Raw genomic sequence first — 25,242 nt, forward strand, 5'->3', positions numbered from 1 at the left:
GGGCCTAGTAGCGGTCGTGGGGAGCCGTGCTCTTGCGCAGCCCCTCCCACGTGGGGTTGCGGAGCCACTCGCGCCAGGAGTGGTAGGTCCACAACTGGGCGTGCTCGTTGATGGGCGCGTCGATGACGGCGAGGCCGTCGTCCTTGACGACCTCGGACGTGCCGAGACCCATCTTCAGAAGCTGGGGGATCTCGCGGCTCTTGGTGCCCTTGGTCTGGAGGGTGGACTGCGCCCAGTTCTCGCCGTCCTCCTGTTCGAGCATTCCTGCGGGCCCGAAGAAGTGGATCTGCGCGTGCAGCGCGGCGGCCTGCTCCTGCGGCGAGGCGTTCTTGTCGCGGAAGGAGTACCACCAGATCTCGGTGACGTCGGGGCTGCGCGGCACCCGCAGGCTGAGCTGCGCGTTCGCCGTGACCCAGGCGGTCGGGAAGATGTGCGGGTGGCCGCCCACCCGGCTTCCGTGCCGCCCGAGCTTGGCCTGGGTCTGCGGTGTGTAGCGCCACTCGAACAGCTCCCGGCCCCCGGCTGTCACCTCCAGCGACTCCTGGTCGGGACCCGAGATCGCGTGCCCGTACTCGCCCACCATCACGACGTTGTGCAAGTCGCTGGGCAGGAAGGGGACTTCGAGGTCGGCGCCGGATTCGGTCCTGGCCCCGCCGTCGACGAACTCGTCCGGCGGGGCCGGGATGAGACCGACGGCGAAGGCCGACATGTGCGTGATCTGCGGGTGGTAGTAGTCGAAGACGTTGTCGACGGTGAACTTCCAGTTGGTCCTGACGGTGAACTTCTGGACGCCGGGGACGGCCTCCATGTCGCCGCGCTCGGCGAGCAGGTCCAGTCCGAGCCGGCCCGTCGCGCCGAGGTACTCCTCCAGGGGCGGCGCGTCCGCGTCCATGGTGGCGAACACGAAGCCGCGGTAGGAGTCGAGTTGGGCCACCTTGCGCAGCGGGTGCTTGGACAGGTCCAGCTTGTCCTTGTAGAAGAGGGACTTGCCGGGCACGCCGATGAGTTCGCCGTCCAGTCCGAAGGTCCACCCGTGGTACGTGCACATGAAATTGCGGACGTTTCCCTCCTCGGCCCGGCACACCGCGTTGCCGCGGTGCGAACAGGTGTTGAGGAAGGCGCGGATCGAACCGTCCCGCTGCCGGACCACGAGGACGTTGTCCGATCCCATCGGGGCCTCGAAGAAGTCGCCGCGCTTGGGGATCTGCGTCTCGTGGCACAGGAAGAGCCAGGCCCGGCCGAATATCCGCGTCATCTCCAGATCGAAGATCTCCTGGTCGCTGAAGATGCGCCGGTCGATCTCGCCTCTTTCGAGCGAGACCAGGTCATCGAGCTGGTCCACCGCGCGTGGGGAGTCGTTCATGGTGTTCTCCTTGGCGTACACGTCACCGTCAGTGGGTGTGATTGCGGTCGTGGCCCCAGAACTGGGCGGCGTCCCAATTCGTGATCGTCCAGGTCTCGTCGTCGATCAATTTGCCGGCCGTTCCGTACTCCACGCCGATCCCGGACGGCGACTTCATGTAGAACGAGAGCATCTCGTCGTTCGTGTGACGGCCGAGCGTCGCGGTGAGGGAGATCTCCTTCGCGCGCACCCGGTCCAGTGCGCGGCCGACGCCGTCGACGCTGTCGACCTCGAGCATGAAGTGGTCGATGAAGGGCTTCCTGCCGTCCGGCGCGGGACCGAACGCGAGTGAGTGGTGCCGGGGATTGACGTGGGTGAAGGTCAGGACCAGGGGCTTGAAGGTGATGTAGTCGCTCACCTTGAAACCGAGGACGTGGCGGTAGAAGGCGACCATCTCGTCCACGACGGACGAGACGAGCACGATGTGGCCGACCCCGAGGTCGTTGCCCTTGTCGTCACGCGTCACGAACCGGACGCCGGTCGGCGAGACGAACGCGGAGGACACGGTGACGGCGCCGTAGAACAGCTCCAACCGGAAACCGGCCGGATCGGCGAACCGCACCAGCCGGCGGACTCCGCGCAGGTCGGCGAGGTGCGGATCCTCCGTGACGGCGACCCCGGCGCTCTCCAGGTCCCGCACCTGGGCGTCGAGGTCTTCCTCGGTCGCCACCTCCCATCCGACGTAGGACAGCGTGTCGTCCCCGGCGCGTACCGCGATGCGGTGGTGCCTGGCGTCCATCCGCAGAAACAGCGTTTCGACGTCGTCGGCGTCCCGTCCGCGGGTGACGTGCAGGCCCAGAATGTCGCCCGCGAAGTCCTCCCACGCGTCGAGGTCCTGCGCACCTATGCCGATGTAACCGAGCGCTTTGACATAACTCACGCGCGATTCCTCCGATTCCCAATGGATGACGCGGAAGCCCTCGGAAAACACACAGGGGAAGGGCCTGCGCATAACTGTATTGAGCGCCCGAAAAGAAGCCAGGATCCTGTTCCGTCAGACGGAAAGCAGTTGTTCCGGCGTGCTCCCCCGGGTCACTTGCGACGCAGCGCGGACGAGAGCTGCTGCGCGGTGTCGACGAGCACCGACTTGTAGCGGGCGGGGGTGCGGCCGAGCACCGGGCAGGAAAGCGAGACCGCGGCGACCGCGCGGCTGTGATCAGCGGCCCAGACCGGCGCCGCCAGGCAGGCCACGCCGAGGAACGACTCCTCGTGATCCGTCGCGATACCGGTCTCGCGCACCCGGAGCAGTGAGAGCTTCATCCGCTGGGCGTCGGGAATGGTGTACGCGGTGAACCGCTTGAAGGATCCGTCGAGAACGGTCCTCAGATGCAGGGAGGGAGCGAACGCGAGCAGCGCCTTCCCGAGCCCTGTGGCATAAGCGGGCCTGCGTCCGCCGATACGCGTGTCCATTCTCGGCGCGCCCAGTCCGGAGACTTTGTCGATGTACAGGATGTCGGCGCCGCTGAGAATGGCGAGATGAATGGTCTGCCGGGTGAGGGCGAACAATTCCGCCAGATAGGGAGAGGCCAGTTCGCGCAGGTCCTTCGCGGCGCCGACCTGCACCCGGCTGCCCAGCTCGAAGACGCGCTCGGCGAGCAGATACCGCTCGCCTTCCTTGGCCACATAACCGTGCTCGATCATCGCGCTCAGCAGCCGGTGGACGGTCGACTTGGCCATCCCGGTGCGGGCGGCGATCTCCGAGACGCCCAGCGACTTCCGCGAACCGGACAGGGTGTCGAGCACGGCGAGCGCCTTGCCGACGGATGTGTCGCGCACTTCGCCGGCCGCCGCGGCGGCGTCGTGCACCCGCCGCGGGCTTTCCGGAGCAGGCATCGGGTTCCTCCTCAAGGTACGAGGTCACCAGCCGTTAAATGGGAGTAAACTCTCACTTAGCCGTCACAGTAGGCTGCCCGCAGTCGCATCGCAAGAGTGGGGAGCGGAGATTGCCGGACGAGTCCGCAGCACCGGTACCGGTACGCAAGCGCGCACCTCGCGCCGACTCCCGGCGGAACGTCGATCGCATCCTGGCGGCGGCCCAGACCCTGATCGAACGCGAGGGGCCCGACGTCACCCTCGACGAGATCGCCAAGGAGGCCGGGGTCGCGCCCGCCACCCTCTACCGGCATTTCCCGAGCAGAATGCATCTGTTCGAGGGCGTCTACCGCGGTCGCGTCGCGCGACTGGCCTCCATGGCAACGGAGTTGGCGCAGCGCGACGAGCCGACGGCGGCACTCCTGAACTGGCTGCGCCAGTTCGTCGATCTGGGAGTCGAGGCGCAGGGAGTCCTCGCCGGACTGCTCGCGCAGGGGCTCCGTGAGACCGACCCCGTCGCCAACACCGAGTGGGGTCAGTCGCTGCTGGTGTCGGCGGCGGATCTGCTGCTGAGGCCCGCCCAGGACCTCGGCGCGATCCGCGACGACCTCACCGCCGGCCAGCTCGTGGCGCTGCTCACCGGCATCACCCTGGCCGTCCACACGCTCGGCGGCTCCGCGTCCGCGTCCGCTGCCCGGGCCCTGGACGCGCACCACGCGCTGAATCTGCTGCTCGAAGGTCTCACGCCGCGGCCGTGACCGCCGCCTTCACAGCCGGGGGCCCGCGGCGGCGCGCACCGGGCCGACGACGTGCCGCAGGCGTCAGCCCGTCAGCGTGTCGGCGGTCTTCGACGCTCCCGTCCCGTCCCGTTCGACATCGGTCGGCGCCCGCGTGCGCAGCATCACGGCCGGGACGATCGCGAGCACCGACAGGGCGACGGCCAGCCAGAACAACCCGCCGAAGGCGTCGGCCAGTTCGGGTGCCAGGCGCTGCCGCGCGGTGTCGCTCAGCGCGGCCAGGGACTGGACCCCGCCGCCGTCGGTGAAGCCGCTGAGCCGACGTTGGAGCAGAACCGCCGCCACAGCGGTGCCCATGGCCCCGGCGACGTACTGCACGATGCTCATCAGCGTCGACGCGCCGGGGATCTCGTGGCCGCGCAAACCGGCGTATCCGGCGGCGGTCAGCGGCGTGGCCGTGGCGCCGACCCCGACGCCGCGGACGAACCAGCACACCGACAGCCATACGTCGCTGGTGTCGGGCCCGATCATGGTGAGCGGAAGCACTCCTGCGGTCACCATGAGCAGGCCGAAGACGATCACCGCCCGGGGACCGCGCTTGTCCATCACCCGGCCGGCCGTCGTCAGCACCAGCATCGCGCCGAAGGCCGACGGCGCCACCAGCAGGCCCGCCTCGATGGCGCTGTCCCCCCGCGCGAACTGGTAGTAGAGCTGCACCAGGAACAGCACCGCGTTGGTACCGGCGAGGTAGAGGAACATCGCGGTCTGGGCCGATCTGAGGGCCGCGTGCTTCCACAGCCGCAGGTCGAGCAGCGGATGAGCGGCCCGCAGCGCGTGCACGACGAACGCGGCGGTCAGGGCGATTCCCAGACCTCCGGTGAGCGCGACGGACGGGGACACGCGCCCGGCATCGCCGAAGTCGGAGATGCCGTAGACAAGCAGCGCGAGTCCCGGCGGCAGCAGGCCCAGTCCGATGAGATCGAGCTTCCGGGGCACGCCGGGTTCGCCGCGGTCGAGGACGGCCCAGGCCAAGCCGATCCCGAGAGCGCCCAGCGGCAGATTGACGAAGAAGATCCACCGCCAGGACAGGCTGGAGAGGATCAGTCCGCCGAAGATCGGCCCCAACAGGGGCCCCAGCATGGACGGAATCCCCACCACGGCCATGACGCGTCCGAGGCGGCCGGGGCCCGCCTCCCTGGCGAGGATCGTCTGCCCGGTGGGCAGCAGCATCCCGCCGCCGATCCCTTGCACCGCGCGCGCGACGATGAGCAGCGCCATCGAGTTGGCGAGTCCGCACAGCAGCGAGCCGAACAGGAACATGGCCATGGACGCGATCCACACCCGTCTGGAGCCGAATCGGTCGTTGGCCCAGCCGGTGAGCGGCACCACCGTGGCGAGGGCGAGAAGGTAGACCGTGCTGACCCACTGGACGGTGGCGAGCGAGGTGTCGAAACTCCTCACCAACGACGGCACGGCCACCTGGACGATCGTCGTGTCGAAGATGGATATCAGGGAGCCGAGAATCGTGACCGTCGCGACCAGAGTCATGCGTCGGTCGAAGACCTTCACCTTTTGAGAGCCGACGTCGTTCAACGAGTCTCCGATCGCACCGCACACTTCTCGCGGCGCGTGTCATCCGAAAAGGCGCGGCCGCACCGCCTTCGGAGAGTGTCCGCTCTCCGATCCCGATGCGGTGCCGCGTCGTTCCGTCAGACAGAACCGGGCTGCCCGTGGTCCGACCGGGGACGTACGGGTGCCGGGTGGTGCGGGGTCGGCCGGTGGTGCCGGGTCAGACCGTGCGGATCTCGTTCACGAGCGTGCCGATCGCCTCGCACTCGATCGTTCGCGTCGCGCCGATCCGGTGTTGGTAGTCGATCTCCCGCAGCGTGTGCGTCCCCGTGATGTCGGTGCCCACGTGGATGATGTCGCCGGGGAACAGGGTGTGGTGGTCGCTGGCGTGCGCGATGACTTCCGCCACCGAATAGATCAGGCGCTCGGTCCGGCATTCGATCCGTACGTCGTCGCCGGTCGCCAGGGTGATGCCGAGCCGGTCGGGGTCGGGGATCTCGTCCCTGGTCACGATCCACGGTCCGCACGGCTTGAAGCTGTCGGTGCCCTTGGCCCGCAGGTGGTAGGTGACCCTCATGTCCCCGTGCTCGAAGCCGGACGCCGCCCGGGGCCGGCCGCTGTGCCGCCGGTCCAGCTCCCCCGCCATGGAGCCGGGTACCACCACGGTGTCACCGGCCCGCAGCCCGGGCGCGGACACGTCGTCGATCAGGGTGTACCCGAAGACGTGGTCCAGTGCCTCGGCCGGGTCGATCCGCGTGCCCTGCCGTCCGATCACCACGGCCAGCTCCGGCTCGGGATGGACGAGTCCGAACGACGGTCGCAGCCGGATCGGCTGCCGGTGTCCGACCAGCGCGGAACCGGGTGAGGAGAAGAACGGCGGATGGTCGGGGACGCTCGACGCGAACGCGGCGAACACCGGGCTGTTGAAACCGACGCCCAGGATCTTCCCCGGCCGCGGGACCGGCGGCAGCCAGGCGCCGAGCCGGTCGATCTCGGCCACGCTGGTGGCGGCCGGGGACCGGTCCGTCCCGAGCGCGCGGGCCAGGCGCGGGCGCAGGTCGTCCCAGCGTTCGATGAGCGTCAGCACGCCGTAGAGGCCGGGGCCGCCGACGAGGTCGCCGACCGGGACCGCCCGGCCGGCCGGATCGAACACGACCGGCTCGGGCCGTCCGTCGATCACGCATGTTCCTATCCGCACGGCAGCGCCTCTCCGTGGAGCGGCGCCGCCGCGTTCGGCACGGTCTCGGTTCCCCTCACCACGACAGCAGTCCGCCGTCCACCACGATCGCCTGACCGGTCACGTAACCGGCCGCCGGGGAGAGCAGGAAGTCGATCATCGCGGCCACCTCGTCGGGCTCGCCCTGGCGGCCGAGCGGGATCTTCGCCTCCAGCTCGCCGACCGCCGCGTCACGGTCGGAGGAGTGCTTCCAGTGCTCGTCGTTGAACGGCGTGTCGATCCAGCCGGGGCACACGCAGTTGACGCAGACCTTCAGCGCGCCCCACTCGACCGCCATCGCCCGCGTCATGCTGACGAGGGCCCCCTTGGACGCGGCGTACGCGAAGGACCCGAAGCCGCCCCGGAACGCGGAGGTCGAGCCGGTGAAGACGATCCGCGGCGCGGCGGACCGGCTCAGCGGCCCGATCGCGGCCTGGGCCAGCAGGAACGCGGCGCGGACGTTCAGGTCCATCGTCGCGGTCCAGTCCTCCAGGGGGTACCGGGCGACGGGCGCCTCGCGCAGCAGCGCGGTGGTGATGAGGAGTCCGTCCAGGCCGCCGAACCGCGCGCAGGCCGCGTCGACCATGGCCCGGGCGGCGTCCACGTCGTACAGGTCGTGCTCGCCGATGACGAGGCGGCCGGGTGCTTCCTCGGCGGCCAGTTCACCGGCGGCCGCCATGTTGATGTCCGCGAGGTACACGTCGACACCACGGTTACGCAGGCGGCGTACGCAGGCGCGTCCGATTCCCGTGGCGCCTCCGGCGACAATGACGGCGGGCATGGTGATCTCCTCGGTGGAACGGGCTCGGGCTGATGGGCCTGGTGCCGCGAGCGGGGCAGACATGGCCGCTCGCGGCACCAGGGGCTGTGGCTGGTCGTCCTCGCGCGGGCGTCAGTCGTCTTCGCGCGAGTGCGTCACTATCTGGCCGGGGCTGACGAAACGCAGTGCGACGAACAGCAGGACGAGGCAGGTGAGCATGTAGATGACCGACATCGCGTCGATCGACTGCTGTGGGCGGAAGCCCGGCGTCCACAGGGCGGAGTACAGGGCGACGACGAGCGTCTCGCTGCCCGGCCCCGAGTTGAAGAAGGTCAGCTCGAAACTGCCCGCGGTGTGGATCAGCGTGAGCAGGCCCGACGCCAGGATTCCGGGCAGCAGCAGCGGCGCGAGCACCCGCCGGACCGTCTGAAGACCGTTCGCCCCGCAGGAGCGCGCGGCCCGTTCCAGGTTGGTGTCGAGCTGCTGGATGTACGGGATCATCAGCAGGACCACCAGGGGCACCGACGGCACCAGGTTGGCCACGATCACCCCGGACAGATGGCCGCCGAGGCCGAGCCGGTAGAGCAGCGTCGCCAGCGGCAGACCGTAGGTGACCGGCGGCAGCATCAGCGGCAGCAGGAAGGCCAGGATCAGCAGCTTCTTGCCCGGGAAGTTCCCCCTTGCCAGCACATACGCCGCCGGAGCGCCGATGATCACGGCGAGCGCGGCCACGACCACCGCGACGGTGACCGTGATCACCATGACGTGGGAGAGGTCGTACTCGTTCCACGACGACCGGTAGTAGTCCGTCGTGTACCCCTTCGGGAGCCACCCGGTGAACCACTGGCGGCCGAAGGAGCTGACCGTCACGGAGGCGACGAGCCCGGCGATGTTGACCAGGAAGACGGCGACCAGCAGGCGGTAGAACCACCGGGGCAGGACACCGGCCCAGGTGCGACGCATCCGGCTCCGCAGTGCGGTAGGAGACGACTCGGACACCTCGATCACCCTTTCTGACCGGAACTCGGGCCCGTGTACAGGCGGGAACGCAGGAGCAGGATCGCGCCCACGATGAGGATCTGGACCAGGGCGGAGATGACCACCATCGCCATGGACATCGAGTAGTCCAGGGTCCGGTACGCCTGGAAGTAGGCCTCGACCGAGATGACGTGGGTGGAGCCGGCGGGATCACCCACGAGGGTCGCGCTGGCGAACACGGAGAACCCCAGGACGAAGGTCAGACAGACGACCACGGTCACACCCGGCGCCCACAAAGGGAGCAGGATCCGCCGGAACCGGGTCCACCGGTCCGCGCCGAGGGACGCGGCGGCCCGCTCGTAGAGGGTGTCGATGGACGCGAGATGGCTCATGGTCAGCAGGAACGCCAGCGGCAGACCCGTGATGACCATCGAGATCACGACGGCGGTGTAGTTGTGCAGCAGCATCAGGGGCTCGTCGATCACCCCGATCTTCATCAGGGTCCGGTTGAGCCAGCCCCGCGGGGACATGTAGGCGATCATCCCGTTGGAGACGAGCACGTTGCCGAGGGTCATCGGGATCAGGAAGGCCGTCGAGAGGTACTTCTTCCGCCGTCCGGCCCCGCGCAGCGGGTAGGCGAAGATCATCGCCGCCACCGTGTTGATCACGGCGACGACCACCGCGATCCGCAGGGTCTTCCAGATCGTCTCGCGGAGATACGGATCCTCGAAGAACCGCCGGTAGCTGCTGAAGGTCCCGCCCTTGTCGGGGGTCACCGACAGGCCGATGCCGTAGGCGATCGGGTAGAGGAACAGCACCCCGATCAGCGCCACCGCGGGCAGCATGGCCAGCAGCCCCCAGTGGAGTCCGTGACGTCGCAGCCACGCCCGTCGGCGGTCGCCCGAGTCGGGCGGGCCTCCCGGCGCCCGGTCGGCGCGAGCCGGTGTGGTGTCCACGGTCGCCGTCATGACAGCGCGCTCGGTTCGAGAGCCGTGGACTCGCCGTCGTCGGAGCCCTCCGCCGGGGCGGCGGAAGGCTCTCCCGCGGCGAAGGCCCGGACGCTCGCCACCGGGATCGACAGCTTGAGCACCGTGCCCGTTTCCGGCCGCACCGGTGTCCGTACGGACAGGGTCGCGCCGTCCGGCAGTTCGGCCTGCACGGTGAAGTCGCGGCCGTGGTACTGCGTGGAGCGCGCCACCGCCTCGAACGTGTTCACCGCGGAGGCGGAGTCCGTGACGCTCACCTCCTCCGGCCGGATCCGCACGGTCACGGACTGTCCGGGCCGCAGGTCGGTGCTCGACGTGGCGCGCAGCGTGATGCCGTGCCCCTCGACGACGGGCTCGCGGCCGGTCCCCCCGACCACGTGCGCCTGGAGCCGGTTGCGGTAGCCGACGAAGTCGGCGACGTAATCCGCCTCCGGTTCGCTGTAGATCTGCTGGGGCGTACCGTCCTGCACGGTCTTTCCCTTGCGCAGGACGATGATCCGGTCGGCGATCGAGAGGGCTTCCTCCTGGTCGTGCGTGACGTAGACGGTGGTCAGCCCCAGCTCGTCGTGGAGTTGCCGGATCTCGGAGCGCATTTCGAAGCGGAGCTTGGCGTCGAGGTTGGACAGCGGCTCGTCCATCAGCATGATCGACGGGCGCGGTGCGAGGGCCCGCGCGATGGCGACCCGCTGCTGCTGGCCGCCGGAGAGGCGGCCGGGCAGATTGTCGGCGTAGTCGGGGAGTTGGACCAGGTCCAGCGCCCACTTCACCCGCTCGCGCACCTCAGGCTTGGGCATGCGGCGTACTTCGAGTCCGAACGCGACGTTCTTGGCGACGGACAGGTGCGGAAAGAGCGCGTAGTTCTGGAACACCATGCCGAAGCCGCGCTTCTCCGCGGGCCGCTGGTCGATCCGCTCGTCGTCCACCCAGAGCCGGCCCTCGGTGGCCGTGACATGTCCGGCCAGACAGCCGAGGAGGGTGGATTTTCCACAGCCAGAAGGACCCAGCAGCGCGGTGAACTCTCCGGCCTTGATCGTCGCAGTCATGGAGTCCAGTGCGACCACGCTCCCGTTGTAGACACAGGTCAGACCTTCGAGCCGAAGCTCGCTGAACTCACCGCGTCGCTGGGTTGCTCTCACGTCACTTACCACCAATGATTCGGTTCCATTTGTCGTACGCGGCGACGAGGACGTCCGCGGGCAGCGGGTCCGCGCCCGGATACTTTGCGATGTAGTCGTCGTAGTCGGCGACGCCGTACTTCTTGTTGAGTTCGGCCATCTCCGGCGGTGCCATGTCGACCGTGACGTCCTTGATCGCCGGGCCCGGATAGACGTAACCGTGGTCGAAGGTCATGGCCTGCTGCTCGGGCTGGAGCATGAATCCGAGCAGCCGCAGCGACACCGCGAGGTGGTCGGCCGAGACGCCCTTCGGGATGGCCACCGATCCGCCGGACAGGATGAACTTCGTGTTCTCCAGGACCGTGAAGGTGGCGGACTCGGGAATCAGGTTGTCCGCACGGGGCTGGACGTGCCATCCGAAGGTGGACGGTACCAGCTTCACTGTTCCATTAGTGAGGTTGGCGTAGGTTTCGCTGGTTTTGGCCGGGTAGTTGTCGATGTACTTGCCGAGCTCCTTGAGGTAGGCCCAGGTCTTGTCCCAGCCCTTCTCCGGGTCTCTCGGGTCGGAGTCGCCGAGCTGGTACGGCAGGCCCTGGAGGAACGCCGAGCCCGGTCCGGAGTTCGCGACGGACGCGTACTGGAACTTGCCGGGATTCCGCTTCGCCCACTCCAGCAGTTCCTGCGCGGTCTTCGGCGGGTCGGACAGCTTGTCCGGCAGGTACTCGAGCAGCGGGCCGAACGTGCCGGTGTCGTAGATCAGCGCCTGGCCGTGCGCGTTCTTCCAGAGCTTCTTCGCGTTGTCGAGGTAGGTGTTCTCCAGATCGGGCAGGCCGTCCTTGTACTCGGGCCAGATCTTGGTGAACAGGTTCTGACTCACGCCCGCGGCGAGGCTGTCCGGCCCCAGCAGGACGATGTCCACACCTACCCGGCCGGCGTTCTGCTGGGCCTTGAGCTTGCCGGGCATCTCCGGCGAGGTCGTCGTGGTGTAGTTGATCTTGCTGACCAGTTCGGGGTGCTTCTTCCCGAACTCCTCGATCAGCGGCTTGGCGACGGACAGTCCGCCGGCCGAGTCCATGATCGTGAGCGTGACGGGCTTCTTGGGGGCCGCGGGGAACTTGCCGTCCGCGGCGGCCGGGGTCTCTTCGACACTCTTGGAACCTGGGCTGCCGCATCCCGCGACGCCGATGACACTGATGACGGTGAGTCCGGCGAGGGCGACTCGCCACCGGGAAGAACGTCTCAACGTGACCTCCTGGGTCGGTACTTCGGTCGTTGATGTGGTGGCCGGAATACTCGACGGCCGTGCCTATAGGTCGTTTAGGGCGGTTACGTCCAACCTTCTCCGCCTCTACGCTATGTCTGACAGCCTTACATCGCACCAGTGCGGCGACGGACGTTATGCACCTGAGACGGTGCGCTGCCGCCAATGGGTCGAGCAGGGGTTGCCGGCGCCGTACTGAATGACGCCGCGGTCGGGTTCGATGATGAATCCGGCGATGGTGCAGGTCCGTTCCTCGATCGCGATCGAGGGATCGGGGTGCTGGCAGATACTGCCGGGCCAGTCGTGGTGGTCGGACAGGGCCTCCTTGACCTCGTGGATCGTGCGTACGCGAGGGTCGCGCAGGCGCAGTTCGATGTTGCGGTGCCGGTCGAGCGTGTGCGGCTTCCGCCTGGCGTAGTCGTCCGTCGTGGTGAGCCCGGCGGACAGGAAGTGGTTGGTGTGCGTCAACACCCCGTCGCGCGGGGTGATCCGCTCCGGCGCCCCGTCGCTGGCGGGAGTCTCCAGGTTCTGGCAGAAGCCGGTGCCGTCGCTGATCAGGTAGTTCGCGGACATCGCCCGGTCGGCGGTCGCTATCCGCTCCGCGCTCTCCGCCCCCGATCCGGCGTCGAGGACCGACCGCAGCAGGATGTGGTACGGGACGCCGGCTCCGTCGGTGCGGACGTCGCCGATCAGGGTGTTGGTGCACAGGGCGACGCCGGCCGAGTTCAGTCCGACCTTGGCCAACTGCCCGGCCTCGACGACGGTCACGAAGTTGGGCGCGTCGGTCCGCCGGACGTCGAGGACGACCGTGGTACGTCGCGCGTGGGTCAGCCAGTCCCAGTTCTGCCCGGTGACGATGCCCTGGCCCGTGCGTTCCGGCATGAGCGCGAAGGACGTGCACTCCGCCGGCATCGACCGGGCGCGGGCCGGGGCGGCGGCGAACATGATCTCGCTCCGCGCGTTGAGCGCGAGGATGTCGCTCAACTCGACCCCCGCACCTGCGGCGATGCCCGCGATCTCCTCACCGATGGCGGGAGAGAAGTCGCCGATCGGCCGGTCGTACCGCAGGGCGAACTTCCGCACCTGCTGCCAATCCCAGCCGACCATGTGCCGGAAGACCCTGGTGTAGCGGTGGATTGACTCTTTGATCTCCGGTGCGGCGGCGCGGCCGTATGACTCCCCGCGTCTCCGCGGGTCGCCCTCCACACAGATCGTGCGAAATGCGGCAATATGTCCGGGTTCGTAGTTCACCGAGTCCACGTCTCTCTGACATTTCAAAAGTCGTCTGGCTGCCTGGCAGGTAACGATGAGTCCGTCCGCCGGGCCTGTCAAGAGCCAGGTCGCACTTGATTCACCTGGACTTCCACCGGGGCTCAATCGGACGAACCGTGACCGCAAGGTGATTGCAAGCCAAGCTCAGCCCATGGCACTATGACACTGCTGTCTGACAGCCAGGCAGGACGCGAGGCGCGGTCACATGGTGCCTCCGCGCACGACGTGTTCTGGGTTCGCCGGCAGTTCGCACGGAACCGCCGCAAGCAGAAAGAAGTGACATGACAGAGACCGACCAAGGCAAACAGCCTCGCCTCGTGCCCTACCGGGACGCACTGCGACTGGTGTGGGGCGACGACGAGTCAGGGAAGCTGCCGGACTGGTTCCTGGCGAGCGACGAGAAGATGAGCGTCAACATCGTGGCCATCCCGGTCGGCGGTGCCGTCATCCACTCGGACGAGAACCGGTCGATCTTCGGATCCGACGAGTTCTTCTACGTTCTCGACGGGACGATGGTCCAGTCGAACCCGACCACCGGTGAAGTCCTCGTCATCGAGGCGGGCGACGCGGCCTGGTTCCGCAAGGACACCTGGCACCACCAGTGGAACTACAGCGACACCGAGCTGCGGTTCGTGGAGTTCTTCCACCCCTCGCCCAAGACCGGCACGGGCCAGCCGTACGCGCAGACCCACGAGAACATCACCACCTACAAGCACAAGCAGGACGAGTACATCGGCCGCTGGCCGATGGCGCGTGCCGAGGCCGACGCCGCGAAGACCATGTGGGCGGCCAGGGACGAGGACATCCTGTGGCGCCTGGAGGGGCACAAGCGCGGCCGGGAGCTGCTCACCGGCATCATGCTGAGCACGGAGCACGTGACCATCGGGAAGCAGCGCTTCCTGCCGGGCCAGCGCAGCGACGTGTTCACCCACCAGGGCGACAAGCTGTTCTTCGTCGAAGAAGGCACCGTCCATGTCGAGTTCCCGGAGACGCGGGTCTTCTTCGAGCTCGGCCCGCGCGACTCGTGCCAGATCCCGGAAGGTACGCCGCACTCGTTCTACAACGTGGCGGCCAAGGGGGCCCGCGCGGTGTTCTGCGTCGCCCCGGACTACCTGCCGGCCACCGGCTGACCCCAGGCCGACCGCCGGCGCAGCGGCAGAACATGAGCGACCGCCGACTACCCTCGGGTAGGCGGCGGTCGCCGTTCGCGTTCTTGGGCGGAGAAAAACGTCAGCCGTTCACGGGTGCGTCCCGCGCCACCCGGCGGCCTCGCTTGAACACCGCGACGACCCGGTCGAGGTCGCCGATCGACTCGGTCGGGTTTCCCGCGACGACCAGGAGGTCGGCGTACGCGCCGGGCGCGATCGTGCCCACCTCACCGGCGCGGCCGAGGGCATGGGCGCCTCCGGAGGTCAGCGCCGCGAGCGCCTCCGCCGGTCGCCATCCGGCGAACGCGACCATCGCGCGCGCCCTGACCGTCAGGTCGCGGCAGTCGGGGAACTGCCCGTAGATCGAGTCCGATCCCAGGGCCATCGGCACGCCCGCGCGGGCGAGCGTCCGTCCGTTCCGCCAGATCCGCAGCCGCCGCTCCAGGCCGGGCGCCATCGGTGAATCCGCGCCGGACGGCACTGGTGTGTCCAGCAGATCGGCGATCGCCGGCTCGATCGGACCGGCGAGAACGACCGACTGCTTCCGGTCGCACAGGGCGCGCAGCAGCTCAGGTGGCGGCGCCTGAATCCGGCCGCGCGCATCGAGCCAGGTGCAGTGCTCGATCGTGTCGACCCCGGCGGCGAGCGCGATCTCGATCCCCTCGGTGCCGTGCGCGTGGGCGGCGACCCGCATCCCGCGGGCGTGCGCGGCGGCCACGATCGCGGCCATCTCGGACCGCCCCAGATACGCCCTGCTCATATCGGTGCCAGGGGTCAGCGAACCGCCGGTCACCGCGATCTTGACGAGGTCGGCTCCCTCGTCGTGCAGCAGCCGCACCGCCCCGGCCGCCTCGGCGGCCCCCTCGACGGTGATGCCGAACGAGCGGAAGTGGCCGTCGGGCGAGGTGATCGGGCGGCCTGCGGCCACGACGGTGGGACCGTCCGCGGGCCGCGCGCCGATCGCGTCCCGCAGGGCCTGGCCGTCGGTCCCGGGTGAGCCGAGATCGCGGACGGTGGTGACACCCCTGCCCAGCAGACGGGCGGCGACGGCGCGCGCGGCGGCCGTCGCGGCGGCGGAACCGCTGTCCACCCGCGTCAGATCCCGGCCGTACGGCAGAAGGAGGTGGGTGTGCGCGTCGATCAGGCCGGGAAGTACCGTCGCCGCCTCGAACGTCAGCTCGGGACCGCCGGTGTGCGGAACATCGGCGTCGGGACCGACCGCGGCGATCCTGTCGCCGCGGACCAGGATCGCCGCGCCCCGTCGCGCGACGCCCGCTCCCCCGTACAGCCACCGCGCCCGGATACGCGTGGCCGGGCTCGCCTCCCGGTCCTCGGCCGTACCCGTCACGACTGGCGCAGCCGGTCGGCGAGCGCTTCAAGCGCCGACCGGGGACTGGCCAGTACGGGAATCCGCGGGGCTTCGTCGAGTTCCGCGACGATGCGGCTCATCGACGCCTGAGCGAGCACGATGACGTCGCACCGGGGAATCAGCTCGCCCAGCGCGTCACGGACCAGCGCGTCGTGGGCGGAGGGGTCGCCGGCCGCCTGTGCCTCGAAGGCGCCCACGCACAGCGTCTCGACCAGTTCGATCGGCGCCTCGGCCTGTTCGGCCGCCCGGCGGATCAGATTCGCGGTCGGGGCCAGCGTCGTGCCGAGGGTCGCGATCACCCCGATCCGCGGACCGCTCCGTACGGCTTCCTCGGCCATCCGCTCGTCGATCCGCAGCACCGGGACCGTGCTGAAGGGCCTGGTCAGCTCCACCGCCTCGCCGAGCGACGAGCAGGTGACCAGTACGAAGTCGGCGCCCGCGTCGGCCGCCGACCAGACATGCCCGAGCAGGCGCCGGGCGGTTCCGGCGCGTACTCCTCCCTCCGCGCGGGTCACCGAGAGGAGGCTGTCGTCCACGATGTGGCGCAGCTCGATCTCGTGAGGGAGCGACTCGGCGGCCAGGGCGGTGAAGACCGGGGGCAGCGTGGTCACGGTGTGGATCATGGTGATGACAGGACGGTCGGACATGGGTCACCTGTTCGGGTCGGCCGGACGCAGGGCACCGATCTGGTCGCTGGTCAGAGTGGATATGTCATGGGACCGGACGGCCAGCCACAATCTGGCGGTCGCCTCGATCTCCTCGGCCGCCTCTGCCGCGTCGGCGAGCGTGCCGCCTCCGGCGAGCGTGCCGTGGTGGGCCAGCAGCAGGCAGTGGGACCGCGTGAGCAGCGGGCGGACCGCCTCGGCCATGGCCGGGTCCCCGGGCCGGAAGTACGGCACGACCGGGAGGGAGCCGACCCGCATCACGTAATAGGGGGTGAGCGGGGGGATCGCGTCGGACGGATCGGTGTCCCGCAGCAGCGAGACCGCGACGGCGCAGGGGGAATGGAGGTGGACGACGGCGCGCAGTTCGGGGCGGGCGCGGTACACCGCCAGGTGCAGCAGGAGTTCCTTGGTCGGCGGCGGGCCGGACAACCGGGCGCCCCGCTCGTCGACGTGCGCGAGGCCGTCCTCGGTCAGTGAGCCGAGCGCCGAGCCGGTCGGGGTGACCAGCACGCCGTCCGCCGTACGCACGCTCAGGTTTCCGGTACGGCCGTGCGCGAGCCCGCGGTCGGACAGGAGCTTGGCGTACGCGACCAGGTCGCCCGCGGCTGTCGGCGTCATCGGGCCACGGCCTTGAGGAAGAAGTCCGGTCCGCCGAAGTTGCCGGACTTCAACGCGAGTGCCAGCCCGGTCGGGCCGAGCGAACGCATCCAGGGCACGCCCGGATCGATGGGGCCGCCCAGTTGGAGGGCCCGTACGCCGAGCCGTTGCAGCACCGCGCCGGAGGTCTCGCCTCCGGCGACGACCAGACGCCGTATCCCGCCGTCGACCGCTCCGGCGGCCAGTTCGGCGAGGAAGGTCTCGATGGCGGAGCCCAGGTCGGTCGATCCGGCCCCGGTTCCGGCCCCGGCTTCGGCCTCGGCTTCTTCGGTCGGCTGGCGGGCGTCCGCCGCGCTGTGGACCAGCACCGCAGGCGAGTCCGACAGCAAGGTCAGCGCACGCGCGACGACTTCGGCCGCGTACCCCGCGTCGTCCCGTACCCGTGCGAGGTCGAGGGCGATGGCCGGGCCGCTCTCGCGGAAAGCGGCGATCTGGCCGCGAGTGGCGTCCGAGCAGCTGCCCGCGACGATGAAGGTGGGTCCCGCGAGGGTGTCCGCGAAGTCGCCGGGGCCGACCGCGTCGGCCGGGACCGCGCCGTGCGAGGTCGCGCTGTCCTGAGCCGCCGCCCCGGCCGCCGCGTGCAGACCGTTCGCCCCGATCCAGAAGGCCGCGTCACCGATGGCGTCCGCGAGGACGAGCAGGTCGTCACGGCAGATCGCGTCCGCGACCGCGAAACGCACACCGGCCGCGCGCAGGTCCGCCAGCCGGGCGCGTACGGCCGGGGCGCCGGACCGTACGAGGGAGTGATCCACGAGACCGACCTCGGCGGTGGTCTGGGCGGTCAGCAGCCGTACGAGGTTGGAGTCGGTCATCGGATTGAGGGGGTGCCGAGCCAGCGAGGACTCCGCCAGCGGCAGGTCGTGGACGAACAGGTTCCCCTGGTAGACGGTCCTGCCGTTGGCCGGTGCGGCCGGGCAGACCAGCGTGATCCCGCTGTCCAGCGCGTCCGCGAGGGCGAGTCCGACGGGTCCGATGTTGCCGCGAGGCGTGGAGTCGAACGTCGAGCAGATCTTGAAGCCGATCCGGCGCGCCCCGAGGTCCCGCAGCCGCCGCAGTGCCGCCAGCGATTCGGCGACCGCTTCTTCCGGCGGCACACTGCGCGTTTTGAGCGAGACGACGACGGCGTCATGCGGCGGCAGTTCGAGGTCGGGGCCGGGCACGCCCACCACCTGGACCGTCCGTCTGCCCGCCGCGCTGAGCGCCGCGGCCACGTCCGACCCGCCGGTGATGTCGTCCGCGATGATCCCGATCACTTCCGAGTCACCCACATTTCCCCCAAAGGTCAGGCAGTCTGACAGGTTGAAATGTAGCACGGCGACGCGGCGGTGAGCAGGCGCGTCACAGGTCGCGGCGGTGCGCGCGCCGACGCATACCCGGACACGGGGCAACGGGCACACGGGGCATGGTGCATGGGACGCATGCCGGAGGGCGGCGCGGCGGCGCGCACCAACGCGCGGCGCGGCTCGGCTCGGCTCGGCTCGGCTCCGCGACAGACGGCGAGCCGGGTCCCGTGACGACGTCCGGGCTAACCTGTCAGACAGCTAGGACGTGGAGTGCGAGCCGACCGTACGCCCCTTCGGGGCGTTCCGGCCCTCACGACCGCGACGACGACACTCTCGTGACGCCGCGGTCACCTCAGGTCGACGACAGCGGAGTTTCCGGTCGTTGCAGCATGCTGACCGCGTCCTCGACGGCGCGCAGGTGGGCGACCATCGCCTCGGAGGCGCGGTCCGGGTCGCGGTCGCGGATCGCCCGGCAGATGGCGAAGTGCTCCTCCGTCGAGTGCCGCCAGCGCTCGGCGGACACGGAGAGCGCCAGGGACTGCTCCTCGAGGATCGACCGGATGTCCTTGATCAGCCGAGGGAAGAGGGGGTTGCCCGTCGCGGACGCGATCCCGATGTGCAGTTCGCTGTCCAGCCGGACCCTGATCTCCGGGTCCGCCTCCACCGCGTACGCCTCGCAGGCCTCCACGATGACCGCGAGTTCTTCCTCGGACCGGCGGGTCGCGGCCAGCTTGGCCGTCGGCACCTCCAGGTGGCGGCGCACCTCGTTGAGATCGGTCGAGGAGTACTGGCTCAACGTCAGTGAGCTGGAAGCCCGGTTGGAGACCACCATCGAACCCCGGCCGGTCTGGGACTCGATGTAGCCGAACGCCCGCAGGCTGCCCAGGGCTTCGCGCAGGGCGGGCCGGCTGACCCCGAACGCGCGCGACATCTCCGCCTCTGAGGGCAGCCAGTCCCCCACGGGAATCTCGCCGCGCTCGATGAGCTCGACGAGCTGATTGCGTACGACATCGACAGCGCTGTGCCGTGCCACCCGCTTCATCGCCACGAGCTTGCGCGACTGCCGCTCCCGGACCGGTATTGACAGACTGTCTGGCTGCTCTTCCACGGTCCCTAGTCTGCGCCAGTCAGGGGGTCGAGCGCAATCACCAGCCCGCCGGATACTCCGCGGACACTCCCCCACCTCGGGTCACAAACCTTGCGGAACCTTGAACATATCCCGCATACTCAACCTGTAAGACAACCAGCCAGGTTCATTTGCCGTGTGCAACCCGAAGGAAAGTCGTATGCCCCAGTCCCGGACAGTCGTCGTCTTGTCGTTCCCCGGGTACCAGGAGGTCGAGTTCTGGTATCCGGTGTTCCGCGCGCGGGAGGCCGGCGCCGACCTGCACCTGGTCACGTCGGACCCGGAGGGTTGCGAGAGCCACCTCGGCTACCCCGTCGTCCCGACCTCGACCGTCGAACACCTGGCGGGGCTGACCATCGACGCCCTGGTGGTGCCGGGCGGCGTGGGCGCGGTACCGGTCGCCTCGGCCGGTCAGCGCGCCCTGATCGGCGACTTCTCCGTCCGGCACGGCCACCTGGTCTCCAGCGGAACCGGCACCGACCTCGTGCGTTCGCTGCTGGGCCCCGGCTTCACCAGCCCGAACTGGCTGACCGCGCCGGACGCCGACGGCATGCCCGAGCTGTACCGGGAGCTGTTCAGCCGCTGGTCCCAGAAGTGACGACGACCGCATTCGAGAGCAGGAGGCAGAAACGTTGAAGATTCTACGAACAGTCCTCGGTGACGTGCCCGCGGAGACCTCGGGCAAGATCCTCAGCCACGAGCACCTGCTCTACGGCTACCCCGGAGCGGAGCTGGACCACCGCACCGTGCTGGACTACAGCGCCGCGGTCGACTTCGTCGCGGGCCAGGTCCAGCGCGGGATGGACGGGTACGGCTACGGGACCATCGTCGACATGACCCCGCCCGAGGTAGGCCGCCACCCGCAGTTCATGGTCGACGTGGCCAAGCAGACGGGCATGAACGTCGTCGCCATCACGGGCTTCTTCCCCGAGCGGATGGGTGTGCCGTACTACTGGCGGCGCCAGACCGTCGAGGAGCTGACCGAGTTCTTCGTCAAGGACCTCACCGAGGGAATGGTCTTCGCCTGGCAGCAGACCCCCTACCGGGCCGGTGCCATCAAGATCGCGACCGGCCAGGAGAGCGTCACGCCGAAGCCGAGCCCGCTCGGCCCGAACGGCCGGCACATCCACGAGGTGGAGGACCGGGTGATCCGCGCCGCGGCGCGGGCGGCGACGCAGGTGGGCTGCGCCATCAACACCCACATCGACCCCATGGACTTCGAGGTGACCAACCCCGGCCGCGAGCAACTGGAGATCCTCACGGAGGAGGGCATGGACCTGGCGAAGGTCATCATCGGCCATGCCTTCGTCCCCCCGCAGGTCGAGATGATGCGCGAGATCCTCGCCATGGGCGCCAACGTCCAGCTCGACCACGTCGGCATCCCCTGGCGCGTCGGCAGCGCCGAGGAACTGGACGAAGCCATGGCGAACGCCCTGGTGACGCTCATCGACGAGGGATACCTGGACAACGTGGTCATCTCGTTCGACCGCTGGTTCTTCAATCCGCGCGCCGGGGTGACCGAGTCCGACCCCCAGTTGCTCAACGAGAAGGTCGACCTCGGCTACATGTTCACCAGCTTCGTCCCGCGCCTGAAGTCCAAGGGCGTCACCGACGAGCAGCTCGACGCGCTCATGATTCACAACCCGCGGCGGATCTTCGCGATCGACGTCTGAGCCGCCCCGCAATCGATCCGTCGCCCAAGAGGGAAGCACATGAGAATTCAAGACGCCCGAGTCGTCGTCCTTGTCGAGAACCTCTACCAGGAACTCGAGTTGTGGTACCCGGTGCTCCGGCTCCGCGAGGCGGGTGCCCAGGTCGTCATCGCGGGACCGGCCACGGACGCGGTCTACGCGAGCAAGATCGGCTATCCGGCCCGAGCCGAGGTCAACGTCGCGGACCTGGTGGCCGAGGACATCGACGCGCTCGTCGTCCCCGGCGGGTTCTCGCCCGAATACCTGCGACGCGACAAGAACATCGTCGCGCTCGTCCGTGAAGTGGACCGGCAGGGAAGGATCGTCGCGGCGATCTGCCACGCGGGATGGCTGCTCGCCTCCGCCGAAATCGTCTCGGGCCGCCGCGTCACCTCGGTCGCGCCGATCCGTGACGACCTGATCCACGCCGGGGCCGACTACGTCGTCGAGCCGATCGTGGTCGACGGGAATCTCATCACGTCACCGCTGCCGGACGACCTGCCGGTGTTCGTCTCCACGATCATCACGGCGCTCGAGGCCGCGGAGCAGCTCACCCCCGACCGGCCGCCCGTCTCGGCCCCCCACTCGTCCGCGACCTACCAGCGGTCGGCCACCTTGAAGAACCGCGCCGCGGGCCCCGGCTCGGCGAACTACCGCGCCTACGCGGTGGGTTAGCACGCTCGCACATGTCCGGTGACCGGGCCGAGCGATCCGGCGCGGGGCCGGGCGGGGCGTCGTCACGGCTCGGTGAGCGGTGCGGCGCCGAAGCTGCCGGGGGCTGTCTCGCGGCCGGGAATGGGGGGTGCGACGGGGTGCGGGGTGAGACAGTGTCCGTATGTCCTCACGCTGGCCGACAGGGTCACACAACTCGCTACTGTCCATCGGGTGCACGGATTCGGTGCTGTCCATCGCCTCGGCCGGGTCGGTCCTGTCGATCGGTTCGGTGGCGTCGGTCCTGTCCATCGGGTCGCTCGGATCCGTGATGTCCGCGACGTCCATCGGCTCGTTCCAGTCGGCCGGCTCGCTGCTGTCGGGCCAGTCGAATCGCTCCGCGCTGAGCTGGCAGTCCAACGGCGCCGTGCTGGCCTACCGTAAGGCCAGCCGGCCGGGACGGTTCCTGCCGCACGCGGCCCTCGCCGTGACCGCCGCCGCCCTGGCGGGAGCGGCCTGGTACACACTCCGCTGGCCCTCCGACGCGTAGCAACGGCGGACGCGGTGACCGGGGCGGGGCGCGTGTGGAGGTGATCTCGGCGCGACGGCTGGCGGAGTTGTCGGCCAGGCGGGACGAGGCGCGGGCTGCCTGGCGGGAGCTGGGCGAACTCGTCAGCAGCCCCGTCCCGGAGCGACCGGCTTCACCGCTCCCGGTCAGCTCGGCGTCGGCGGAGCTGCGGGCGCTGGAGCGGGCGCCGGGTGACCTGCGACGCGCGCAGGCGCTCAGCGTCGCACTCGCGGAGCGCGCCGCCGTCGATCCGGACTTCCGCGCGGGGCTGGACGATTGGCCGCGCGGGAGCCGGGACGAGCCCAATGACCCCGCCTCCGCCCCCGGTTCGGCGAGCGACGTCGCCAACCACGTGCACGGCGGTACGTTCTTCAGCGCCGTGTTCCAGGGCCGGGACATCACCGTGCAGGTGCCGCGCGAGACTCCCCTGGCCGGGTCAGGACTGCCGGTCCGCGCCGCGAACTTCACCGGCCGGGACGAGCAACTCGCCGAGCTGCTGGACCTGTTGCGGCCACGGACCGAGCGGCACGACGGACCCGTCGCCGCCGTGGTCACCGGGCTGGCGGGCGTCGGCAAGACGGAGCTCGTCCTCCAGGCCGCCGCGCGGGCGACCGCAGAACCCGGCTGGTTCCCCGGCGGTGTCCTCTTCGCCGATCTCCTCGGCTACGACCGGGACCTGCGTCTGCTCCCCGAACGTGTCCTCGGCCCATGGCTGAGCGCTCTCGGCATCGCCGACGCGGACATTCCCGCCGATCCGCGGGCCCGCGTCGCGCTGTACCGGTCGGTGCTGGCCGCCTGCGCGGAACACGGCCGCCGGGTCCTGGTCGTCATCGACAACGCCTCGAGCGCCGACGAGGTGCTCCCGCTGCTTCCCGGCGACGGCCGCAACGCGGCCCTGGTCACCTCGCGCCACACCCTCGACGTCGGCGCCCGCCTGTGCGAACTCGACGTTCTCGCCGGCGACGCCTCGGTGGACCTGATCCGCAATGTCCTGCGGCAGGCCCGCGGCCCGCACGACACCCGCGTCGCCGACGAACCCGACGACGCCCTGCGCATCGCCGAATACTGCGGGCGATTACCTCTCGCCCTGCGGATCTGCTCGGCGCTCCTCGCCGACACCCCCGGCCGCCCGCTCGCGTCCCTCGCCCAGGCACTGGCCGACGCCCAGCGCCGCCTGGACCACCTCACCCGCGAGGACCGGGCGGTACGGGCCGCGTTCGACCTCTCCCACCAGCACCTCGAACAGGTCTCCCCCGCGTGCGCCAGGCTCTTCCGGCTGCTCCCCCTCAACAGCGGCCCCGACATCGGCACCAGCGCGGCGGCCCACCTGTGCGGCGCCGACGAGACGACCGCGGAGGTCATGCTGCGCGACCTCGCCCGCGCCCACCTCATCGAACCCGCGCGCACCTGGGGCCGCTGGCGCATGCACGGTCTCGTACGCCTCTACGCGGACGAACGCGGCGCGGCGCGCGCCGACGCGGATCAGGCGCAGGCGGCGCTGGCCCGGCTGATGGACTACTACGTACGGACCGCGGTCGCGGCCGACGCTCACCTCAAGGGCCCCGTACCGTCGCCCGCGCCCCTGGTCCGGGATCGCGCGCAGGCACTGTCCTGGCTGGAGGACGAATTCGCCAACCTGATCTGTGCCGCCGCCTTCGCCACGGGACTCGGCCACCCCGCCGTACCCGTCGCCCTCTCGTACTGCCTCGCCGAATTCTGCTCCCTGCGCCTCCACTTCGAGGAGATGACCCTTCTGGCGGCCGTCGCCCTGCCGGTCTGCCGATGGACCGGTGACCGGGCGGCGGAGGGCTGGGCACAGCATCTTCTGGGGCTGTCCGTGCTGCTGCCGGGGCGGGAGCAGGAGGCCGTCGAACCGTTCCGGACGGCCGCCTCGCTCTTCCGGGAGGCCGGCGCCGATGACAACGAGGCGTCGGCGCTGACGTATCTGGCGCTCGCCCTGGCCCATACGGGGCGCGCGGCGGAAGCGGAGGAGGCGAACCAGCGGGCGCTGGCCATCCACCGGAGGACCGGCGACCGCGCCGCCGAGGGCAGAGCCGTCGTCGTTGACAGCGCGTGTCTGACCCGGACGGGACAGGACGACGAGGCCGTCGCGGCCCTCTACAAGGGCCTGCTCATCTGCCGGGAGAGCGGCGACCGCTTCGGGGAGGGGAGGCTGCTGGGCTTCCTCGGTCTCGTCCACGGCCGGAACGGACGGGAGGAGCAGGGCATCGAGGCCCTGGAGCAGGCGGTCTCGATCTTCCGCGACATCGGCGACCGCCGCGTCGAAGGCGAGATCCAGGGGGACATCGGCGAGGCCCTGGTGCGCGTGGGCCGGTTCGCGCAGGCCCTACGGGCGCTGGAGGAAGCCGCCGCCTGCGCCGAGGAGACCGGCAGCGCCTCGAACGAACGCCGACGGCTCGCCGCGCACGGCGCGGCCCTCCACTGGCTCGGCCGGTACGACGAAGCCGAGAAGACCCTCCGCCGGGCGCTCGCCGTACGGCGCGAAGAGGACGACGAACCGAATCAGGCCGTCCTCCTGGACAGCCTCGGCGCGACACTGCTCGCGGCGCGGCGCTACGAAGAGGCGGCCGACCACCTCCGGCAGGCCATCGCGCTCAGCCGGAAAGCCGGTGCGCGCGCGGGCGAAGCGGAATCGCAGAACCGCCTGGGCCTGGCCCTGTCCAAGACCGGTCAGGAGGCGGACGCCACAGCGGCCTTTCGCCGGGCGCTCGCCGTCTTCCGTGAACGCGGCGACAGCGAGCGCGAGGCGATCGTCCTGACCAACCTCGGCTCACACCTCCTGGCCTCCGGACACCGCGCGGAAGCCGACCTCGCGCTGCGACAGGCGATGACCCTCTGCCAGAAGCTCGGCGACATCCCCGTGAAGTCCGTGGCCGCGACGCTCCTGCTCGCGAGCCGCCTCAGCGGGTCGTCCGGGGCGTAGCGGGGAATCGGCGCGCGGCTGCCCCTCGTCGC

23 protein-coding genes are annotated in these 25,242 nt (G+C 69.8%); 7 read left to right on the forward strand and 16 right to left on the reverse strand.

The annotated features are described in order from the left end of the window. Positions 1–4: 4 nt before the first annotated feature. The 3 genes from ACIQCJ_RS31740 to ACIQCJ_RS31750 form a co-directional block, all read right to left on the reverse strand. Positions 5–1,363, reverse strand: coding sequence for a Rieske 2Fe-2S domain-containing protein (locus ACIQCJ_RS31740; RefSeq protein ID WP_355335354.1), 1,359 nt, complete (start codon positions 1,361–1,363; stop codon positions 5–7). Between the two features lie 28 nt (positions 1,364–1,391). Continuing rightward, positions 1,392–2,282 carry a VOC family protein gene (locus tag ACIQCJ_RS31745; RefSeq protein WP_391048161.1) on the reverse strand — a complete coding sequence of 297 codons (891 nt, stop codon included), beginning with the start codon at positions 2,280–2,282 and terminating at the stop codon, positions 1,392–1,394. A gap of 152 nt (positions 2,283–2,434) precedes the next feature. Then, positions 2,435–3,235 carry an IclR family transcriptional regulator gene (locus ACIQCJ_RS31750; protein ID WP_355335360.1) on the reverse strand — a complete coding sequence of 267 codons (801 nt, stop codon included), beginning with the start codon at positions 3,233–3,235 and terminating at the stop codon, positions 2,435–2,437. A 110-nt stretch (positions 3,236–3,345) separates the two neighbouring features. Here ACIQCJ_RS31750 and ACIQCJ_RS31755 point away from each other — a divergent pair, with 110 nt between their 5' ends. Further along, positions 3,346–3,972, forward strand: a complete 627-nt coding sequence (locus tag ACIQCJ_RS31755) for a TetR/AcrR family transcriptional regulator (RefSeq protein WP_402713270.1) — start codon at positions 3,346–3,348, stop codon at positions 3,970–3,972. Positions 3,973–4,035: 63 nt separating this feature from the next. Here the strand turns inward: ACIQCJ_RS31755 and ACIQCJ_RS31760 are convergent, their stop codons facing one another. From ACIQCJ_RS31760 to ACIQCJ_RS31795, 8 genes are all read right to left on the reverse strand, one after another. Beyond that, the gene (locus tag ACIQCJ_RS31760; protein ID WP_402713271.1) at positions 4,036–5,499 is read right to left on the reverse strand and encodes an MDR family MFS transporter; all 1,464 of its coding nucleotides are present in this window, start codon (positions 5,497–5,499) and stop codon (positions 4,036–4,038) included. 241 nt (positions 5,500–5,740) lie between these two features. Further along, positions 5,741–6,700: a fumarylacetoacetate hydrolase family protein gene (locus ACIQCJ_RS31765; protein WP_355335367.1), complete on the reverse strand. Its 960-nt coding sequence runs from the start codon at positions 6,698–6,700 to the stop codon at positions 5,741–5,743. Positions 6,701–6,773: 73 nt separating this feature from the next. Continuing rightward, positions 6,774–7,517 (reverse strand): SDR family oxidoreductase, encoded by a 744-nt coding sequence (locus tag ACIQCJ_RS31770; protein WP_355335370.1) that lies wholly within the window; start codon positions 7,515–7,517, stop codon positions 6,774–6,776. A 111-nt stretch (positions 7,518–7,628) separates the two neighbouring features. Further along, on the reverse strand, positions 7,629–8,459 hold the full coding sequence (locus ACIQCJ_RS31775; RefSeq protein ID WP_188279655.1) for an ABC transporter permease subunit: 831 nt from the start codon (positions 8,457–8,459) through the stop codon (positions 7,629–7,631). A 41-nt stretch (positions 8,460–8,500) separates the two neighbouring features. Further along, positions 8,501–9,442: an ABC transporter permease gene (locus ACIQCJ_RS31780; protein WP_402713272.1), complete on the reverse strand. Its 942-nt coding sequence runs from the start codon at positions 9,440–9,442 to the stop codon at positions 8,501–8,503. Then, the gene (locus tag ACIQCJ_RS31785) at positions 9,439–10,503 is read right to left on the reverse strand and encodes an ABC transporter ATP-binding protein (RefSeq protein ID WP_401854681.1); all 1,065 of its coding nucleotides are present in this window, start codon (positions 10,501–10,503) and stop codon (positions 9,439–9,441) included. Before ACIQCJ_RS31785 ends, ACIQCJ_RS31780 begins: the two co-directional genes overlap by 4 nt. A 94-nt stretch (positions 10,504–10,597) precedes the next feature. Further along, positions 10,598–11,818 (reverse strand): extracellular solute-binding protein, encoded by a 1,221-nt coding sequence (locus ACIQCJ_RS31790; RefSeq protein WP_355335377.1) that lies wholly within the window; start codon positions 11,816–11,818, stop codon positions 10,598–10,600. 153 nt (positions 11,819–11,971) lie between these two features. Continuing rightward, positions 11,972–13,096: a C45 family autoproteolytic acyltransferase/hydolase gene (locus tag ACIQCJ_RS31795; RefSeq protein WP_402713273.1), complete on the reverse strand. Its 1,125-nt coding sequence runs from the start codon at positions 13,094–13,096 to the stop codon at positions 11,972–11,974. A gap of 293 nt (positions 13,097–13,389) precedes the next feature. Between ACIQCJ_RS31795 and ACIQCJ_RS31800 the strand changes: the two genes are divergently transcribed. Then, positions 13,390–14,238 (forward strand): cupin domain-containing protein, encoded by an 849-nt coding sequence (locus ACIQCJ_RS31800; protein WP_355335383.1) that lies wholly within the window; start codon positions 13,390–13,392, stop codon positions 14,236–14,238. Between the two features lie 100 nt (positions 14,239–14,338). Here ACIQCJ_RS31800 and ACIQCJ_RS31805 read toward each other — a convergent pair whose 3' ends face one another. The 5 genes from ACIQCJ_RS31805 to ACIQCJ_RS31825 all read right to left on the reverse strand — a co-directional run bounded on the left by ACIQCJ_RS31805 (position 14,339) and on the right by ACIQCJ_RS31825 (position 19,338). Next, positions 14,339–15,604, reverse strand: a complete 1,266-nt coding sequence (locus ACIQCJ_RS31805; protein WP_402713274.1) for an amidohydrolase family protein — start codon at positions 15,602–15,604, stop codon at positions 14,339–14,341. Next, a complete protein-coding gene (locus tag ACIQCJ_RS31810; protein ID WP_401854690.1) occupies positions 15,601–16,272 on the reverse strand; it encodes an aspartate/glutamate racemase family protein in 672 nt (223 codons plus the stop codon). Before ACIQCJ_RS31810 ends, ACIQCJ_RS31805 begins: the two co-directional genes overlap by 4 nt. Positions 16,273–16,275: 3 nt before the next feature. Beyond that, positions 16,276–16,908: an aldolase gene (locus ACIQCJ_RS31815; RefSeq protein ID WP_401307880.1), complete on the reverse strand. Its 633-nt coding sequence runs from the start codon at positions 16,906–16,908 to the stop codon at positions 16,276–16,278. Next, positions 16,905–18,215, reverse strand: a complete 1,311-nt coding sequence (gene otnK, locus ACIQCJ_RS31820; protein WP_402713275.1) for a 3-oxo-tetronate kinase — start codon at positions 18,213–18,215, stop codon at positions 16,905–16,907. The genes ACIQCJ_RS31815 and otnK overlap by 4 nt, the downstream gene beginning before the upstream one ends. Before the next feature lie 367 nt (positions 18,216–18,582). Then, positions 18,583–19,338, reverse strand: a complete 756-nt coding sequence (locus ACIQCJ_RS31825; RefSeq protein WP_355335396.1) for a FadR/GntR family transcriptional regulator — start codon at positions 19,336–19,338, stop codon at positions 18,583–18,585. Between the two features lie 178 nt (positions 19,339–19,516). Between ACIQCJ_RS31825 and ACIQCJ_RS31830 the strand changes: the two genes are divergently transcribed. The 5 genes from ACIQCJ_RS31830 (at position 19,517) to ACIQCJ_RS31850 (ending at position 25,210) form a co-directional block, all read left to right on the forward strand. Further along, positions 19,517–19,954 carry a DJ-1/PfpI family protein gene (locus ACIQCJ_RS31830; protein WP_391162851.1) on the forward strand — a complete coding sequence of 146 codons (438 nt, stop codon included), beginning with the start codon at positions 19,517–19,519 and terminating at the stop codon, positions 19,952–19,954. 34 nt (positions 19,955–19,988) lie between these two features. Next, positions 19,989–21,029 (forward strand): phosphotriesterase, encoded by a 1,041-nt coding sequence (locus tag ACIQCJ_RS31835; RefSeq protein ID WP_402713276.1) that lies wholly within the window; start codon positions 19,989–19,991, stop codon positions 21,027–21,029. Positions 21,030–21,068: 39 nt separating this feature from the next. Further along, on the forward strand, positions 21,069–21,722 hold the full coding sequence (locus ACIQCJ_RS31840) for a type 1 glutamine amidotransferase domain-containing protein (protein WP_355335403.1): 654 nt from the start codon (positions 21,069–21,071) through the stop codon (positions 21,720–21,722). A 160-nt stretch (positions 21,723–21,882) separates the two neighbouring features. Further along, positions 21,883–22,248, forward strand: a complete 366-nt coding sequence (locus ACIQCJ_RS31845) for a hypothetical protein (RefSeq protein ID WP_402713277.1) — start codon at positions 21,883–21,885, stop codon at positions 22,246–22,248. 34 nt (positions 22,249–22,282) lie between these two features. Further along, a complete protein-coding gene (locus ACIQCJ_RS31850; protein ID WP_402713278.1) occupies positions 22,283–25,210 on the forward strand; it encodes a tetratricopeptide repeat protein in 2,928 nt (975 codons plus the stop codon). Positions 25,211–25,242: the final 32 nt, after the last annotated feature.

Origin of the sequence: Streptomyces sp. NPDC093221, from assembly GCF_044753885.1 — a bacterium.
Taxonomy (GTDB): Bacteria; Actinomycetota; Actinomycetes; order Streptomycetales; family Streptomycetaceae; genus Actinacidiphila.

What these genes read in the sequence shown, in the direction of transcription:
- ACIQCJ_RS31750 (WP_355335360.1), bottom strand. Translation starts at nt 3,235, where the DNA reads ATGCCTGCTCCGGAAAGCCCGCGGCGGGTGCACGACGCCGCCGCGGCG.
- ACIQCJ_RS31830 (WP_391162851.1), top strand. Translation starts at nt 19,517, where the DNA reads ATGCCCCAGTCCCGGACAGTCGTCGTCTTGTCGTTCCCCGGGTACCAG.
- ACIQCJ_RS31775 (WP_188279655.1), bottom strand. Translation starts at nt 8,459, where the DNA reads ATGCGTCGCACCTGGGCCGGTGTCCTGCCCCGGTGGTTCTACCGCCTG.
- ACIQCJ_RS31840 (WP_355335403.1), top strand. Translation starts at nt 21,069, where the DNA reads ATGAGAATTCAAGACGCCCGAGTCGTCGTCCTTGTCGAGAACCTCTAC.
- ACIQCJ_RS31740 (WP_355335354.1), bottom strand. Translation starts at nt 1,363, where the DNA reads ATGAACGACTCCCCACGCGCGGTGGACCAGCTCGATGACCTGGTCTCG.
- ACIQCJ_RS31810 (WP_401854690.1), bottom strand. Translation starts at nt 16,272, where the DNA reads ATGTCCGACCGTCCTGTCATCACCATGATCCACACCGTGACCACGCTG.
- ACIQCJ_RS31785 (WP_401854681.1), bottom strand. Translation starts at nt 10,503, where the DNA reads ATGACTGCGACGATCAAGGCCGGAGAGTTCACCGCGCTGCTGGGTCCT.
- ACIQCJ_RS31780 (WP_402713272.1), bottom strand. Translation starts at nt 9,442, where the DNA reads ATGACGGCGACCGTGGACACCACACCGGCTCGCGCCGACCGGGCGCCG.
- ACIQCJ_RS31845 (WP_402713277.1), top strand. Translation starts at nt 21,883, where the DNA reads ATGTCCTCACGCTGGCCGACAGGGTCACACAACTCGCTACTGTCCATC.
- ACIQCJ_RS31815 (WP_401307880.1), bottom strand. Translation starts at nt 16,908, where the DNA reads ATGACGCCGACAGCCGCGGGCGACCTGGTCGCGTACGCCAAGCTCCTG.
- ACIQCJ_RS31770 (WP_355335370.1), bottom strand. Translation starts at nt 7,517, where the DNA reads ATGCCCGCCGTCATTGTCGCCGGAGGCGCCACGGGAATCGGACGCGCC.
- ACIQCJ_RS31760 (WP_402713271.1), bottom strand. Translation starts at nt 5,499, where the DNA reads ATGACTCTGGTCGCGACGGTCACGATTCTCGGCTCCCTGATATCCATC.
- ACIQCJ_RS31800 (WP_355335383.1), top strand. Translation starts at nt 13,390, where the DNA reads ATGACAGAGACCGACCAAGGCAAACAGCCTCGCCTCGTGCCCTACCGG.